At 50.1% G+C, this 15890-nt stretch carries 10 protein-coding genes; 4 read left to right on the forward strand and 6 right to left on the reverse strand.

All coding sequences use genetic code 11. From position 1 onward, the window contains the following. Genes recD through LG288_RS11610 form a run of 4 tightly spaced genes read right to left on the reverse strand, consistent with a single transcriptional unit; the run spans position 1 to position 9904 of the window. Positions 1 to 1860 carry an exodeoxyribonuclease V subunit alpha gene (gene recD / locus LG288_RS11595; RefSeq protein ID WP_404400716.1) on the reverse strand — a complete coding sequence of 620 codons (1860 nt, stop codon included), beginning with the start codon at positions 1858 to 1860 and terminating at the stop codon, positions 1 to 3. Continuing rightward, positions 1857 to 5519 (reverse strand): exodeoxyribonuclease V subunit beta, encoded by a 3663-nt coding sequence (gene recB, locus LG288_RS11600; RefSeq protein WP_404400718.1) that lies wholly within the window; start codon positions 5517 to 5519, stop codon positions 1857 to 1859. Before recB ends, recD begins: the two co-directional genes overlap by 4 nt. Next, positions 5516 to 8980 carry an exodeoxyribonuclease V subunit gamma gene (gene recC / locus LG288_RS11605; protein WP_404400720.1) on the reverse strand — a complete coding sequence of 1155 codons (3465 nt, stop codon included), beginning with the start codon at positions 8978 to 8980 and terminating at the stop codon, positions 5516 to 5518. Before recC ends, recB begins: the two co-directional genes overlap by 4 nt. A gap of 30 nt (positions 8981 to 9010) precedes the next feature. After that, on the reverse strand, positions 9011 to 9904 hold the full coding sequence (locus LG288_RS11610; RefSeq protein ID WP_404400722.1) for a glycosyltransferase family A protein: 894 nt from the start codon (positions 9902 to 9904) through the stop codon (positions 9011 to 9013). A gap of 204 nt (positions 9905 to 10108) precedes the next feature. Between LG288_RS11610 and LG288_RS11615 the strand changes: the two genes are divergently transcribed. Further along, complete coding sequence (locus tag LG288_RS11615; protein ID WP_404400724.1) at positions 10109 to 10900, forward strand: hypothetical protein; 792 nt, start codon at positions 10109 to 10111, stop codon at positions 10898 to 10900. Positions 10901 to 10969: 69 nt separating this feature from the next. After that, complete coding sequence (locus tag LG288_RS11620; RefSeq protein ID WP_404400726.1) at positions 10970 to 12082, forward strand: sensor domain-containing diguanylate cyclase; 1113 nt, start codon at positions 10970 to 10972, stop codon at positions 12080 to 12082. Here LG288_RS11620 and LG288_RS11625 read toward each other — a convergent pair. Further along, positions 12079 to 13938, reverse strand: coding sequence for a DUF885 domain-containing protein (locus tag LG288_RS11625; protein ID WP_404400728.1), 1860 nt, complete (start codon positions 13936 to 13938; stop codon positions 12079 to 12081). The genes LG288_RS11620 and LG288_RS11625 overlap by 4 nt on opposite strands. 87 nt (positions 13939 to 14025) lie before the next feature. Here LG288_RS11625 and LG288_RS11630 point away from each other — a divergent pair, with 87 nt between their 5' ends. Together LG288_RS11630 and LG288_RS11635 are read left to right on the forward strand one after the other, a co-directional pair. Continuing rightward, positions 14026 to 14277 (forward strand): hypothetical protein, encoded by a 252-nt coding sequence (locus tag LG288_RS11630; RefSeq protein ID WP_404400730.1) that lies wholly within the window; start codon positions 14026 to 14028, stop codon positions 14275 to 14277. 25 nt (positions 14278 to 14302) lie between these two features. Then, positions 14303 to 15400: a threonine aldolase family protein gene (locus tag LG288_RS11635; RefSeq protein ID WP_404400732.1), complete on the forward strand. Its 1098-nt coding sequence runs from the start codon at positions 14303 to 14305 to the stop codon at positions 15398 to 15400. Here the strand turns inward: LG288_RS11635 and LG288_RS11640 are convergent. Continuing rightward, positions 15397 to 15789, reverse strand: coding sequence for a DUF6746 family protein (locus LG288_RS11640; protein ID WP_404400734.1), 393 nt, complete (start codon positions 15787 to 15789; stop codon positions 15397 to 15399). The genes LG288_RS11635 and LG288_RS11640 overlap by 4 nt on opposite strands. Between the last annotated feature and the right edge of the window lie 101 nt (positions 15790 to 15890).

Below are 15890 nucleotides of genomic sequence, written 5' to 3' on the forward strand. Positions count from 1 at the left end.
TTAAAGGTTAGTTAAATCATTCCCCACCAAACTCAACCGCTCTTTAGCCCGGGTAATACCGGTATACAGCAGTTCTTTGGTTAATACGGGGCTGTCGTGATCGGGCAGCACCATCACGGTGTGTTTGAATTCGGAGCCTTGAGATTTATGCACGGTCATGGCGTACACGGTTTCTATGTGAGTTAGGCGGCTTGGCAGTACCCACCGCACACCCTGCTCTTGATCAGGGAAAGCAACTCTTAAATGGCCCTGTTCGGGGTCTTTCAGGGCGATACCGATATCGCCGTTGTTTAGCTTCAGTCCGTAATCATTTTTGGTGACCATTACCGGTCGGCCTTCGTACCAGCTGTTGGCGTTTACGCTGAGTATATCGCCAACTTTTTGGTTAACCGCTTTTACACCCCAGGGGCCTTCGCGCAGGGCGGTCAGGATTTGGAAGTCAGTATTGGCGTCCAGCACTGCCTTGGCGTATTCGTCAAAATGCTCGAAAGACTCGCGTCGTGGCCGCGAGCTACTGGCTCGCACCAATTGTTTAAATTCCGGGGCATCGAGGCTGCTGACTTCATAAAGCTGTACTGAGTGTTCATTATCAGCGGTGCGGGCTTGTTCTAAATGCTGTTGCACAGCCGCGTCATCCTGGCGGTTAATGGCGTTAGCAAGATCGGCAATAGGCCCAAAAAATCGGTAACTTTTACGGAATTTAACAACATGTTGCAGGCGTTTAGGTCCCTGATCGTTGATTAATTCTTGCGGAAACTCGGGTGTATCTGCTACCTGCTGTAACCATCGGGCGGTTTCGGTATGGTAATGTCCCTGGTCAGCTCCGCTACACAAGTTACCGAGTACCGCACCGGCTTCTACAGAAGCCAACTGATCTTTATCACCGATAAGTACCAGCCGCGCGAGTTGAGGAGTCGCTTTTAGCAGCGCCGTCATCATTTCAATGTCTATCATTGAAGCTTCGTCGACAATCACGACGTCCGTGCGCAGTGGATTATCCGTATTATGTTTAAACGCTCGCGAATTCGGTTTTACACCCAGCAGTCGGTGCAAGGTTTTGCCTTCGGGCTTTATGGAATCTAACGCGTCTTTCAGGGGGGCAAGTTTTGCGTCGCCGCGCAGCGTATTGAGCTCGCTCTCTATTGATTCTGTGAGCCGCGCGGCAGCCTTGCCGGTCGGGGCTGCCAGCGATACCCGCAACGGCGGCAGCCCGAGCGTTAGCGTCTGGTGCTGAAGGGCGGTCAACAGCCGCACTACCGTGTAGGTTTTTCCTGTCCCGGGGCCGCCGGTTACCACACTAAAGCGGTTGCGCACGGTATTAGCACAGGCCACCCGTTGCCAGTTAATATCCGCGGTTTCAGTGAATAACTTCGCCAGGGTGGTTTTCAATAATTCATCGTTAGTCACTGGCTGGTCGTTCATACGCGCCAGCAAATCCTGCTCAATAAAGGTTTCATATTGCCAGTAACGACGCAAATACAGCTTACCGTCACTCAATACCAGGGGTTGGTTGCCATTGCATAAGGTATCAACACAATGGCTTTGTGCTAAAGCCGCTTCAAGATCTTCGCCAAACTGCTTAAAAAGCTGACTAGGCGTAAGACATTGGGGCGCATCGCGGTTTTCGGGTGGCAAGTTCAGCGCTGTTTCAGGGCTTGCCTGCAACGCAGCGATGTCAATGTGGGTATGACCTCTTCCTGCCTGATGTGAAGCACAGACAGCGGCCAGCAATACGCCATCGCTTACTTCGCCGGCATGCTGCAGGAATTCAGCAAAAGCCAGATCGATTGACCGTATCCAGCCGGCATCGCGCCAGTCAAATAAAACGTCAAACAGGGTCTTTGCAGCTACCTTTGTCATACCAGCTCCTTACCCTCAAACAGCGCGTCCAGCTGTTCAATTAATGACCACGGCGGCCGGTCGCAAAATGCCCCGCCGGTTTCGGCCCGGTGGCCGCGTAAAAATAAATAAACCGCGCCACCGACATGGGTGTCGTAATCGTATTCACTTCCCAGGCGCGCTTTTAATAGGCGGTGCAGGGCCAGTGTGTAAATCACATACTGCAGATCATAACGGCTGTGCAGAATCTTTTCCCGCATTGCCTGTTCGGTATAAGAGCGGTCGTCTTCACCCAGCCAGTTGGACTTGTAATCGGCAACATAGTAGCGGCCATTATGCTCGAAAACCAAATCAATAAAGCCTTTCAGCATGCCGTTAAGCAAATTAGGCTCCAGTGCCGGGCGTTCATGACCTGGTAAGATATGCTTCAGAACCAGAGTGTCTAGACTCTGGGCACTTACTTCGCTGGCCGCAAACCAGAACTCCGGCTCGGCTTTATAGGTTTGAAGCGCACTTAAACTGGCCGTTTCGCCAAGGCTATTCAGCACAAATTCGTTGTTTAAATATGAACTCAGCCAATGGTTCAGGCTATTTTCATGCATTTGCCAGTAGGGGCTGACACAAAAGCGCTGCACTAACTCTGTGCGTGCGACTGCCTCGCTGGCGATACGGGCAAACCCGATGTTAGCGCTTTCCTCCAGCAGATTATGCAAAAAGGTACCGGGACCCGCGCCTTTCGGCAAATGGTGGATACTGTCCAGGGCTGGCTCAGCAACACTGGCCACGACCGCTTGCTCGTCGTCGCGCTCATCTAACAGGTTCATTTCATCAGGCGACTGCGGTGCAGGAACGCTTGGCGATGCTGAGCCCTGATATCGCAGCGCACTGTAGCTGGCAACCCACCATCGCTCGAGCTTTCGGTCGGCCGGCATCGTGCGCGGCTGCAGCTCTGGTATTTTTTGCTCTTGTTCTAAGACCCGAACTAAAGGCTCGTCATCCTCCAGTCGCGTTAATCCTGTATGGGGTGATTTTTGCCAGTGCTCGCTAACAAGGTTATAGAGTTCACCCGTTGGCTCGGCCCCGCCATTGAGCAAATAAAATAGCGGGTTGTTGCTATGATCACTGACCTTTTCCAGTGCAATAAAGGTTGCGTGTTGCGCGCGCGTTACCGCGACGTACATTTTGCGTAAATCTTCGGCCAGTATTTCATCACTTAGCCGCTGCTTATTAGGATCATCGGGTGACCACAGCATCTGCAGCTTGCCCTGCTCATCATGGTAGCCAGCCGGAACCTTTAACCGGGATTTTTCCGCCTGGGTATAAGCCACAAAGGGCATAAATACCAGCGGATACTGCAGTCCCTTTGATTTGTGAATAGTGATAATTTTTATCAGTTCATCATCACTTTCCAGGCGCAGCTGTTGTTCATCGGTCTGAGAGCGACTGTTCCGGCTAAAGCCATGTCGTTCATTTACCTGTTCAGCAAAGTGATTTACCAGCGCCGGAATACCGTCCAGTACCATGCTTTGCTGCTGCAAAAGCTCGGCAATGTGCAATACATCGGATAACTGACGTTCGCCATGAAGGGGATCCTGCAACAATTTTGCCGGCACTTGATAATCATGCAGCAGCCGGTGCAGCATGGCTAACAGGCCTTGCCGAAGCCATTGGTCATGGTAGGTTAAAAACTGCTCAACACGGTCTTCCCATGCCTGTTCATCACTGTGGATATGCTCCAGTTCCGATAGCGGTAAAGCAAGCAGCCGGGTGGCTAAGGCACTTCTTATCGAAGAAGGATCACGTGGTTCAGCACAGGCACTGACCAGTATCAGTAAATCTTTGGCTACCCGCTGGGCGAAAACCGACTCACGATCAGACAGATAAACACTTTTTAAACCACGGTCGCTCAATGCCTTTTTAATTGCATTAGCCTCACTGAAGTTGTTTACCAGCACCGCGATATCACCGGGCTTAACCCGTTGTTCAAGTTTGCCCGCGGGGTTGTAATAGCCTGCTTCAGGGTCGTTCAGCAATGACACCATCAGATTCGCATGGTGGTTGGCTGCGGCCCGAAAGAACGTTTCTTTTGTACGCTTTTTGCCATTGGATACGGACCACAAAAGGGCCGGAGCTATTTTTGGACTGCTGGATAACAGGCAGTGCCTGAAGGTCTGCTTAAGCCCGTGGGCATCCACAGGATTAAAGGGTAACTGGTTGTCGCTTTCACTTTTAAACAAAAAAGCGCCGCGCGACAATATTTCAGCCCGTTTAAATAACGTATTTACACTGTCCACCATGGCCTGCGAGGAGCGAAAATTCCGGGCCAGATTATAATGGCGGCCCTCAGTATCGCGACGAGCTTTCAGGTAGGTGTAAATATCGGCGTTTCGAAAACTGTAAATCGCCTGTTTCGGGTCGCCAATAAGAAATATACCGGTGCCGCTATGAGGCTTGGCTAAATTATAAATTCGATTGAAAATCTCATACTGAACCGGATCTGTGTCCTGAAACTCATCTACCATTGCAACGGGGTACTGCTTGCGGATAGCTGCGGCCAGGGCCTCGCCGCCCGGCCCTTTTAAAGCGTCCCGTAAGCGCGTCAACATGTCATCATGACCCATTTCTGCGCGCTGATGTTGCAGTTCTGAAAACCGGCAACTGACCCAGTACGCAGCATGCTGCCTGACTTTCGCCAGCTCTTCCTGGTGCAATGCCCTGCTGTGTTTTATTCGCTCCTGCAGTTTACCTAACATACCCCACTCAGCGGGCATACCACCGAGCTTACTGTCTGCAAATTTTTGTAGTTCATCAGTACCGATGTTTTTCCAGTTGGTTGCTGACACTTTGGGTTCAATTAAGTCGGGATCGGCACACCAATCGGCAAACTTCTGAAACTGATCCAGCTTAGTTTTGGTGCTTTTCGCTTGCGCTGTTTTATCGATCAGATCCTTGATAATCGGTTCTAACTCTTGCTTTATTACCGCTATTCGTTGCTGATGAGCGGTTTCAGCCTGTTTTAACAATGTCTGTAAATCGCCGGTCACGGCTGTTTGCCCGGCTTTGTTCAAACTAGCGCTAAGGGCCGCTAAATTTTCAGGTGACTTGAGATCATCCAGTAACCGGGCGCTGAGTTGTTCATTGGCCGGGTAGATAAAGCAGCGGAAGTAATCTTCAGCAGCCTGAATAACAAGTGCTTCGTTGTCGGTTTTAACGTCCTGGCTAAACAAGCTGCCACTGGCAAAGGCGTGCTCTGTCAGCATTGACTGGCACCAGCCATGAATGGTTTTTACCGCAGCTTCATCCATTGATTGTGACGCTAAATCAAGTAGCCGCGCCAGATGTATTAAGTCTTGTCCTTTAGCAGCGCAGTCCTCACGCAGTGCCATTAAAAACGGATCTGCGTCCAATGCCTCAGGGTCACGAAAATAAGCGGCGGCTTCAGCCAGCCGTGAGCGAATCCGGTCGCTTAATTCCTCAGTAGCGGCTTTGGTAAATGTCATCACCAAAATATTTTTTGGCACCAGCTCGTGCTCAAAACCAGTAACCTCATCGCCATGACCAATGACCAGACGCACGTATAACGCCGCAATGGTATAGGTTTTCCCTGTGCCGGCACTGGCTTCAATTAAGCGGCTGCTGTTAAGGGGAAAATCAAGAGGGTTCGACAATAAGTGGCTCATGATTTCTTCTCCGGCACCAGGGTCAAGCGCATGGGCTCGTAAAGTTCGTCAATAAAACGGTGAAAAAGCGGCGAAGCCGCCATAGCGTCGTAGCTTTCCGCTATGCGCGAACAGTAGTCACTGTCAGTCATCAAAGCGGCAGTATTGAAGCCCGCCTGCTCGTACGCTTTCCGTGCCGAATCATGAGCTAACTGCTGGTCTTTTTCTTTTTTCTCCATCGCTTTTAGCCAGCTCATGGCAACCTCAAGGTGCATTGCTCGTGGTTGTTGGACAGAAAGGGCGACCAGCTCGAGAAGTTGCTCTAACCTCTGTACCGCAATGTCTGCCGGCACCGGAGCGACCTGCAGCCGGCAACCACCTTTTGAGATAATTAAAAGCCGGGTCGGGCGCTGCAAATTAAGTAGCAGTAAACCAATATAATATCTGCTGGCATGCTTCCAGCTACTTTCCTCAATCCCTTTGCCGTTTTTGGCGGCAACATTGCTGGCGGATGTAACAACCCATAGCCGATCGCCCTGGTCATTGGAGTGTACTCCGGTGACCGTATCCTCCAGCGTCAGTCCTTTATACTCAAAACCAACCTCCAGCGGCAGCTCATTCACCCTGGGGTAGTCGGCAACATGTTGTTGATAGGTGGTCAGTATTTCCTGGGCCTGCTCAATCAGCCGTGCAGCGCTTTGCTCTGCTATGGCGCCAATGCCTATGGCTCCCTCGCGCCTGATACGCTGTAACTCTTGCAATAACCGGGCTTCGACCCCCGCGGAACGGGCTAATGCTTGTTTGCCGACCTCTATTAAACGGCTGGTTAATGACCAACCCTGCAGACTATCCAGGGTAAAAGCTTCGCTATCGTCCAGATCATCGCTGTGGCGACTAAAGTAGGTATCCAGCTTCCAGTTAAAATACAGTCGCGCAGGTTCCTCAATAAAACGTTTCAGATCGTTAATGCTGACGGTTCTTTCCAGCCGGGACTCAACCACGACGTTTGCTGGCGGGGCAGCCTGCTCAGCTGGCCGTTGATATGCCTGCTTCCACTCACTTGCATAAGTAAAGTAGTCTGTCGCTTGCTGGTTAAAATACAACGGGTTAAACGGCTGCAATTTATGCTCTGCCGTCAGTGTGTTCACATCAATATCCCAGCCTTGCGCTATATGGTCGCGCAGTTGGGCAACCAGAACCGAGGGCGTCCGCTCGCTGTTATCTTTGACACTGTAACCAATCCAGCTTAGGTAAAAGCAGTCGCGGGCGGATAACATGGCTTCGAGAAATAAATAGCGATCATCATCACGGCGTGACCGGTCACCCGGGCGGTAGCGATCCGTCATTAAATCAAAGTCGACACGGGGTACTGAGCGCGGATAGTCGCTCTCATTCATCCCCAGTACACACACATATTTAAACGGAATAGCGCGCATTGGCATTAAGGTAGCAAAGTTAACGGCGCCGGCTAAAAATCGTTGGTTAAGATTCTGCTGGTCGACTCGTTCTAACCAGGCATCTTTAAATATTGGCAGAGTCAGTAACGAGTGATTATCTGCTTCCACACAAATATCCCGCAACTTGTACACTTCGTCGCTGAGCTTTGCTAACAGTAAGCGGTCACTATCATCTTCGGCCTGGAAAAATTCCGCCAGCAACCACTCGCCCTCAACCACCCATTCTGTCAGTGTCTGTTCACCCTGTGTTCGCTGCCACCAACGCTCTAAAGTGCGTACAACGTCAGCCAGGTAGCCCACCACTGCAGCACTTAATCCGGCCACTTCGGCATAAGGCTCAACATCTGCCCAGGGTGTTTGATTGCCCTGCTCGTTAGTGGTCAGGTCACCCATGGCATATCCGGCAATCATCCGTTTTAAGCCAAACCACCAGCTATTGGTGTCTTCACCGGCCGGCATATAAAACTGTTGCCGCTGCTCGCCATTAAGACCCCAGCGCGCGCCTGCCTCTTTTACCCAGCGCTTTAATTGCGGCAGATCATCGTCAGTGATATTAAAACGTTGCTGTACTGCCGGTACTGACAGCAGGCTAAACAAGTCGGTCTGGGTAAAGCGCAGCTGGTCAACTTGCAAAAGCAGTTCCAGAGCGATCATTAGCGGGCGCTGGTGACGCTCGCCCTGATCGGCAATCGTATAGGGAATGGCGCGGCGGTCACAGACACCCATCCGGCTATGATAGCGGCCAAATACTGCATCGATGTAGGGGGCGTAAGTGTTCACATCAGGCAGCATGACCATAATATCGCGCGGCTTTAATTGCGGGTCGTTAGCAAAGGCGTCCAGCAACTGGTCATGCAGTACTTCCAGTTCTCGTTGCGGGCTGTGGCAAACGTGAAACTGCAGCGATTTGTCCGTTGCCTTTGGTGTTGGCCATTGTTGCCGGGTTTCCGGTAAAGGCCTCAGGTTTAAAATATCATCCTGCAGCTGAGCTAATAAATGATCTGTCGGGTGCGTTTCAAATAATTCCAGCTTGATGGTATTAAAAGCTTCCTGTTTGGCCAGGGTTTCGTCATAGAGGTCAAGTAACCGAATATAGTCACGACCCTGTTTTCCCCAGGAGGCCAATAACGGATGAGCCAGCTGATGTAGCTCGTCATCGTCTGGGTCATCGGGCAATTCAGGCTTGTGCCGCAGCCGCGATGATGCTTTTACCGTCTGCCGCAGCGCCTCTTTGCCATCAACAATATCGGCCCAGTGGTACTGGGAGGGGTTGTGCACACATAACAGGATCTGGGTATAACCCTTTATTGCATCCAGAACCTGCAATATTTGCTGCGGCAACGAAGAGATACCAAAGACCACTACCCGCGGCGGCAGTCCTGCCGGTCGTTCGCTCAGTGCCCGTGCTGTATCAATAAAACGCTGATGCAGTTCAGCACGGTTATTCCAGTAGTCATCAATACCAATATCGTTGCTAATTGCCCGCCAGAGCTCCGGTTGCCAAAGTTGCTCAGAGTTAACGGACTGTCCGTTCTCCAGTTCGTCATGGCCACGTACCCAGTTATCCAGCCAGTCGGCGCGATACACGGCATATTGATCAAACAGGTCTGCCAGGCGTCCGCTTAATTGATACAGCTTGCGGCCATCCTGATCAGCAGTGGTATAGTTTTTTAGCGGGGCAAAATGGGGGTTATCAGCAATAAGCTGAGGTAACAGACGCACTAAGCGCCAGGTTAAACGGTCTTTATCAAAAGGCGAGGTTTTCGGGATTTCATTACCCAATACGGCACGATACGCCTGCCACTGAAAACGGGCTGGCAGGGTGACATCAACCAGCGCTGCAATTCCGTTAGCCTGCGCCAAATTAATTTTTAACCACTGGGCAATACCGTTACTTTGTACCAGCACTGTTTCCTGCTCCAGCGGCGCCAGTGGGTAATTTTGCGTAAAGCCGACCGCCACATCAGTCAGATCTTCCAGCCGGTGTCCATGCGCAACAATGAATCCAGGAACTAAGTCACTCACTGGCAAACTCCTTTTACACCCATTTTAAAATTAACGCGCGAGTAATTTATCTTTTATCTTACGATTCATCTCGCGAAGTTTTGACAGGGCAGAATCCGATCCGTAACGGCCCTTTTCAACATGACGTATTATACTCACATCGGCTACGTTAATGGGTTCTCCATGAGTACCGAGTAGCCACCGAAAAGCTCTGTCCTCATACGTTTTTACCCAGCGTTCCTGTGGTTGCTGATAGCAGGCCAACTGGTCGCAGTAGCCATACTTGCGAGCGCTCGGGCCATGAACTATCTGCACCGGGCCGGTGGCTTTTTCAAACGTATGGAATTTAACACTACCGCCCTTTAAGCAATCATCAACGTTAAATTCGTCGCAGGTTAACAGCTTATTATTTTTTTCTAACAGTGACGTTCTTTTTACCCTTTCGGGGAAAACCAATAAGCTTCGTTGCCCCGTTAGCTCATGCGCCAGGCTGTTAAAGGTATCCTTACCGAAAACCAGATCGCAGTCAGTAAACCAAATCCAGTCAGCGCTTGTGTTTTTTGCTGCCTGGTTTCGGCCGATAGCCCGGCGTAACAAAGCATTCTTGTCCAGCTCAATAAAGTTCCACTGGATGCCGTCCCGCCGCACAGCACTATACTGATTTAGTAGCTTAACTGTTGCCTTGTCTTCTTTGCTGTAAAAGACCGTAAATCTTATACTGAACTGCTGCGGGAGATTATCAACTAGAGACATTAGTTGATAACTGAGCAGGTGTGAGTAATTCCAGCAGTGGCTGACAATTTCAATTGTTTCGGGTGCTGCAGCGGGCTTTGTTAGTTGACTTGTTTTGGGCACATTAAATACCCACCGCGCCGGAACAAGACCGGAAGCGGCAAAACGAAGCATAAACTCCTGTAATGTATAAAAGCTTTCTTTTAACGCCATTTATTAACCTATTGATGGGCCGCGCGCTGATTTGTGTTAATTTGTCAGGCTACAGTAATATCGCCAATATATTAACCACGATATTCTTTATTTTACACGGCAACCGGGCTTTATGAGGCACCATTGAATATTTTAAGTTATTTGCACTATCGCTGGCTGCGGAAATATAAGTCGTTGCAGGGACGAGGTTTGCGAAAAAATGCCGTGAGCATAGTTCAGGCATCGTGGCAGAATAAGCCCCTGCAACCTCCCGTTCACTCGTTGCCAGCGCCGTTAATGGTGAATTTAACCTCGTTTCCAAAACGCTTCAGTAGTCTGCACCTGACCATTAAGTCCTTGTTGCTGCAGGATGTACGCCCCGACCGGGTCAATCTTTGGCTTTACCAGGAAGACATAAAAGACTTACCGGAAAATGTCAGGCAATTGGAGGGTGAGGGCCTGACAATCGTTCCGGTAGCCAAAGACAGCCGTTCCTATAAGAAGCTTATTCCAGCACTGACTGCTTTCCCCGATGCCTTTCATGTTACAGCTGACGATGACATTTATTATCGCCCGGACTGGTTATCGACAATGGTTGCAGGGTTTTCCGGTGACTACCGCGAGATCTTATGCTGGCGGGCACATTACCTAGCGACACGGCCGGACGGACAACCTAAGCCGTACCGAAAATGGTACCCAAAAACTGAAGTGAGAGGCCCTGATCCGCGATTATTTTTTACCAGTGGTGCAGGTGTGCTGTTTCCCCCCGGTAGTTTGCCATCAACTGCAACGGACCTGTCCCTGGCACTGCGTTTAGCCCCGTACGCCGACGATCTCTGGTGGTACACCATGGCGCGGCTGAATCAAAGCAGGATAACGCGGGTCGGCAATAATCCGGCGTTAATCAACTGGCCGGATAGCAAAGCCGGGTCGCTGTGGCAGTTTAATAAGCAGGCAGAACATGGCAATGATTCGCAGCTGGCGGCTTTAATTACACATTTCCGCATTAATTTGTAGAGATATGGTCTATATTTAGGTTAATCCTTATACCTGGTTAAATAATAACCAACTAACAATAAGGAATTTATGGACGCTCGTTATCATCACTCTGGCGACTCGTTCGACCAATTGTTGTCTCAGCTATCAACCCGGCTGATCAATAGTGAGCCTGTCGAAACTCAAGACTGTATGGCTGAGGTGATTGCCGCGTTCGGCAACTGCGTTGGCGCCGATCGCTGTTATATTTTTCAGTTCAGCTCTGATGTTCAGCTAATGAGCAATACGCACGAATGGGTGGCTGATAATCTATCTGCGCACATCGATGAGCTGCAGCAGGTTAGCCACAAGGACCTGCCGTTCTTTTTTGCAACAATGCGCTCTAATTACCGCTTTATCGTTGACGACGTTAATACACTTCCCGCCGAGGCCGCGAAAGAATATGCTGAGTTTAAGCGAGAAGGTATTCAATCTGTCATTTGCATTGGCCTGGTAGCAAATCAGAAATTACTGGGCTTCGTTGGCTGCGATATGGTCCGCCGGCAACATCGGTGGAGTAAATCCGATATCCAGCGGCTTAGCCTGGTTGCTGATATGTTGGCAAATACCCTTGAGCAGCAAAATACCTTAAAAAAACTTATTCAAACTCAGCGCCAGCTGGAAGAGGCTAACTTAAAACTTCAGGCGCAAGTTAATCAGGACGGCCTGACCGGAATTGCCAATCGCCGGGCGCTGGATGAGAAACTGCAGGCTGAGGTAAAACGAGCTAAGCGCCAGCGTACCGGTATCGCGGTTCTGCTCATCGATATTGATAATTTTAAAGCCTACAATGACTTTTACGGTCATCTAAAAGGGGATGCAGTTCTTAAATCGGTTGCTGAATGCCTGGCCCGGCTTATGCAACGTAACACAGACTTTGTTGCCCGCTACGGCGGCGAAGAGTTTGCCATCATTATGTCGACCAATTCAGCCGGCCACGCCCTGCGAGAGGCGAACGAGCTGTTGGCAGCGATACAAGCTCTGAAAATCGACCACCAGAAGTCCTTTAGTAGCCCTTATGTGACCATCAGTATTGGCGGCTATTTTGAGTTGCCGCCTGCTGATGCCGAGGTTGACAGTACGGTTAAGCGGCTATTAGGCAATGCGGACAAAGGACTTTACAAAGCAAAGTCCGATGGCCGCAATTGTATTCGCTTCGGCTAGGCCTGCTGTTCAGCCACCCACTGCTGTACCCGGCGCTCCAGTATCTGCAACGGCACTGCGCCGCCACCTAATACCGTATCGTGAAAACCACGAATATCAAATTTATCGCCTAAGGCTTCTTCAGCCTGCTCACGTAGCTCAAGAATTTTTATCATTCCGATTTTATAAGCAGTCGCCTGACCCGGCATCACCAAATAGCGACGAACTTCCGAGCGAACTGCCCCTTCTGCTATCGGCGTATACTGTTCGAAATAATTAACTGCGTCTTCTTCAGTCCAGCCTTTTGCGTGCATACCGGTGTCAACGACTAAGCGGACAGCACGCCAGGTTTCAGTAATCAGCCGGCCAAAGTCTGAATAGGGGTTTTGGTAAGCGCCCATCTCCTTGGCCAGCAACTCCGAATAAAGGCCCCAGCCCTCACTATAAACAGTAAAACCAGCCTGTGTCCGGAATTCGGGCACCGACTCCAGCTCCTGGGCAATGGATAGTTGCATATGATGTCCCGGGCTGCCTTCGTGGTAGGCAATGGCCTCTAATTCGTTTTTAGGCATAGCACTCATATCGGAAAGGTGTGCATAGTAGACACCCGGACGTGAGCCATCCGGCGTACCGGGGAAGTAATGCTGTGCCGCACCATCCTGCTCACGAAAAGGCTCCACCCGTTTTACCACCAGATCCGCCTTTGGCAGGATACCAAAGTACTCCGGAAGCCGTTCGTCAATAAAGTCCAGGTGCTTTTGAGAGTCCGCAATGTACATCTCAGCGCCCTGATCGTTGTTGGGATAAAAAAACTGTTCATCGGTACGGATAAAAGCAAAGAACTCCTGCAAATCACCTTCAAAGCCAACTTTATCCTTAATTTCCAGCATCTCGTTGTTCAGTCGCTCGACTTCTTGCAGACCCAGCTGATGAATCTCGTCTGCGGTCATTTCCGTTGTCGTATAATTTTTCAGCATGGCATTATAAAACTCGGTACCGCCGTCAAACCGATGCATGCCGGTGGCAACGTCAGGAGTGTTCTCTATGTCAGCTTCAAAAAATGCGATAATTTCTTCATAAACCGGAAGCACTTGCTTATACAGCACATCCGCGGCCCGGCTGCGCATGGATTCGGCGGTTGCCTGATCAATTTTTTGTTGCTCCAACAAGGTGGTAATTTTTTTATTGGCATCGGCCATAAACGCCGAGTCTTCACCTTCAGTAAATGGCGCCCCGGTGATCACTTTTTTTGACTCGTCAATGATAAGCCGATAGGCAAATTTTGGCGCTCGGATACCTTGCTCAACCTGTTGCTCTGCTCTTTGCAAAAGCTGCTCCAGCGCGCCTGCAGAAGCACTGAGCCGTGCAATGTAGGCCTCCATATCCTGTGGATTATCAACGCGATGAAAATTCAACAAAAACTGCGGCATAAAAGTATGTGCGCCGCGCATCTGATCGAACACATAATCGTATTGCCGGTATTCAGCCTCTCGTTTTTGCTGTTCGTACTGATAAACCCAGACATCATAGGAGGTTTTAGCCTCGTCAGATAACTGCTCGTAATCGAAGCTGTTTTCCAGTTCGGTAACACTGTCTGCCATCCACTGCAATCGCTGCTGTTCAGCCTCAATGCTCATATCATCTATTTCATCATAGCGCTGCTTAATACCCAGAAAAGTCATTTGCATGGGGCTGAGTTGCAGCTGCTGCTGATATTTTTCATCAAACCAGGCGTTAAGGCGCTCGCTTTCAGACAATTGAGACTGGGCTGTTGACTCAGACTGCTGGGCCTGAGACTGTTGATTTTGGGGCTCAGAGGGCTGACTACAACCGGTCAGTAAACCGCCGATGGCTAAGGCAATAATTGAATATTTCATGACAGGACCTTTTTTATTATTGTTAGTGAGCAAAAAATAACAAGAAGAAAAACTATAGCCTGCTTGTTACACTATTTGGAGTACTTTATGTCAAAGCCAAATAAAAAAGGCCCGAAGCGTACCGTACAGATTTCGTGCCTGCACTGCAAAGCACCGTTATTTAAGTATCGAAAAGGGGGCAAGGGCGCCCTGGTTAAGTGCTTTTTGGAGCGAATCGTAGAGGATCACACCGACACCGCCTGCCATTGTCCCGGGTGTGGTCAGGAGTTTGCCCGCGAAACCATGATTCGGGGTACACCGGCCTACAAAATGATCGGTGGCAAGGTACACATGAAATAGGCCGTCCAACAATAAGGTAAGCGTTATGATTGACCCCAGTATTCAACAACGATATCAGTCGGCCTGCCAACAAGCCTCTTACAATTTATTGCGACACCCTCAGGCGACCATGGCCGAACAGCTGAACCAGCTGGCCAAAGAGGTCGCAGAGGACGAACAGCGGGACGTCTATGGCAGCGGCCAACTGATTGAAGATTTCGAATACCAGATTGCCGAACTACTGGGTAAGGAGGCTGCATTATTTTTACCGACAGGCACACTAGCCCAGCCCCTCGCGCTTAAAGTCCATAGCCTGCAGACCGGCAAAACTGACGTTGCCCTGCACCCCAGCTCGCATTTGCTATTGCACGAACAAATGGGTATTGAGCACCTCTGGGGCCTGAACCCCCAAGCGATTGGTGATCCACAACAACCGATTAAACCCGCAGACTTAAAAGCCTTAAACGCTGAGCCGCTGGGGGCGTTATTAATTGAGCTACCTATGCGTGAAATTGGTGGCCAGCTGCCGGCCTGGGACAGCCTGAAGGAACAGTCTCAGTGGGCTAGAGAAAACGGTATTCGGCGGCACCTGGACGGTGCCAGGTTATGGCAGACGCCGGACTTTTATCAGCGCGGTCTGGACGAAATAAGTGCCTTATTCGACTCAGTCTATGTCAGCTTTTATAAGGACCTGGGGGGCATTAGCGGAGCTGTCCTGGCCGCCGATACAAAGTTTATTCAGCAGGCAAAAATTTGGGCCCGCCGTGCCGGGGGCAACTTAATTAGCCTTTACCCAGAGATACTTGCAGCGCGTCGCGGCCTGCGTGAAAACCTTCCGATGATGCCGGATGCAGTGCGATATGCGCACGCTCTGGGCTCTGCTCTGGCCGAGCTAAAGGGGGTTGAGGTTACTCCTGACCCGCCTCAGGCAGCAATGTTTCATTTGACCTTTGCCATCTCTCGCCAGCGTTTAGCTGACAAAATCAGCTTATATGTTCAGGAGCAGGGCGTTGTTATCCTGCCCCTGCCACGCAGTGGTGATAGTCATCGTGCCGTTTGTGAAGTTACCATAGGGCGCAATGCAATGACTCAGCCGCAAAGCTTTTGGCTACGGCATATGAAGCAGTTTATCGCGACGCTTTAATCTGCCGATGTGCGGCCAAGGATTTTTTGCAGCGTCTTAAGGTACTTTTTACCGTTTTCAGTAATCCGCTCTTTGTCCATACTTTCCGAGCCCAGGTGAACCTCTTCAAGCTGCTCAGCGGCTTTGTCCAGCTCATCGTCAAGACGCTCTAAGGCGACTTCCAGAGTGTAAGTCAGCTCATGAATTTTTGCCTGATCCTGCGCATCGAGGTCACCTGAAATTAATTCACTGAGCGTCGCATTGTATTTATTTAAATTCTTTATCGCTTGCTGAAGGTTTTCAGACTTTTCGGGTTTGTAATGCTGATACATCTCGTCGTCATCATCTGCAAGCGCGGCAGCCGACAAACCAAAGCATAAGGTTAAAGCGATTAAGGTTAGGTTCTTCATAGTAACTCCCTCGTTAATGATAACCATTCTCATTTTGAAGCTGATTAACTTGCGAATCAAGCGATATTCAACAAAACTAACGAATTACTCGCCAAATTAAA

This window comes from Idiomarina seosinensis (assembly GCF_044797955.1).
GTDB classification, from domain to species: Bacteria; Pseudomonadota; Gammaproteobacteria; order Enterobacterales; family Alteromonadaceae; genus Idiomarina; species Idiomarina seosinensis_A.

Coding starts and splice junctions, on each gene's coding strand:
- LG288_RS11625 (WP_404400728.1), bottom strand. CDS start 13,938: ATGAAATATTCAATTATTGCCTTAGCCATCGGCGGTTTACTGACCGGT.
- LG288_RS11630 (WP_404400730.1), top strand. CDS start 14,026: ATGTCAAAGCCAAATAAAAAAGGCCCGAAGCGTACCGTACAGATTTCG.
- recB (WP_404400718.1), bottom strand. CDS start 5,519: ATGAGCCACTTATTGTCGAACCCTCTTGATTTTCCCCTTAACAGCAGC.
- recD (WP_404400716.1), bottom strand. CDS start 1,860: ATGACAAAGGTAGCTGCAAAGACCCTGTTTGACGTTTTATTTGACTGG.
- LG288_RS11620 (WP_404400726.1), top strand. CDS start 10,970: ATGGACGCTCGTTATCATCACTCTGGCGACTCGTTCGACCAATTGTTG.
- LG288_RS11610 (WP_404400722.1), bottom strand. CDS start 9,904: ATGGCGTTAAAAGAAAGCTTTTATACATTACAGGAGTTTATGCTTCGT.
- LG288_RS11640 (WP_404400734.1), bottom strand. CDS start 15,789: ATGAAGAACCTAACCTTAATCGCTTTAACCTTATGCTTTGGTTTGTCG.
- LG288_RS11635 (WP_404400732.1), top strand. CDS start 14,303: ATGATTGACCCCAGTATTCAACAACGATATCAGTCGGCCTGCCAACAA.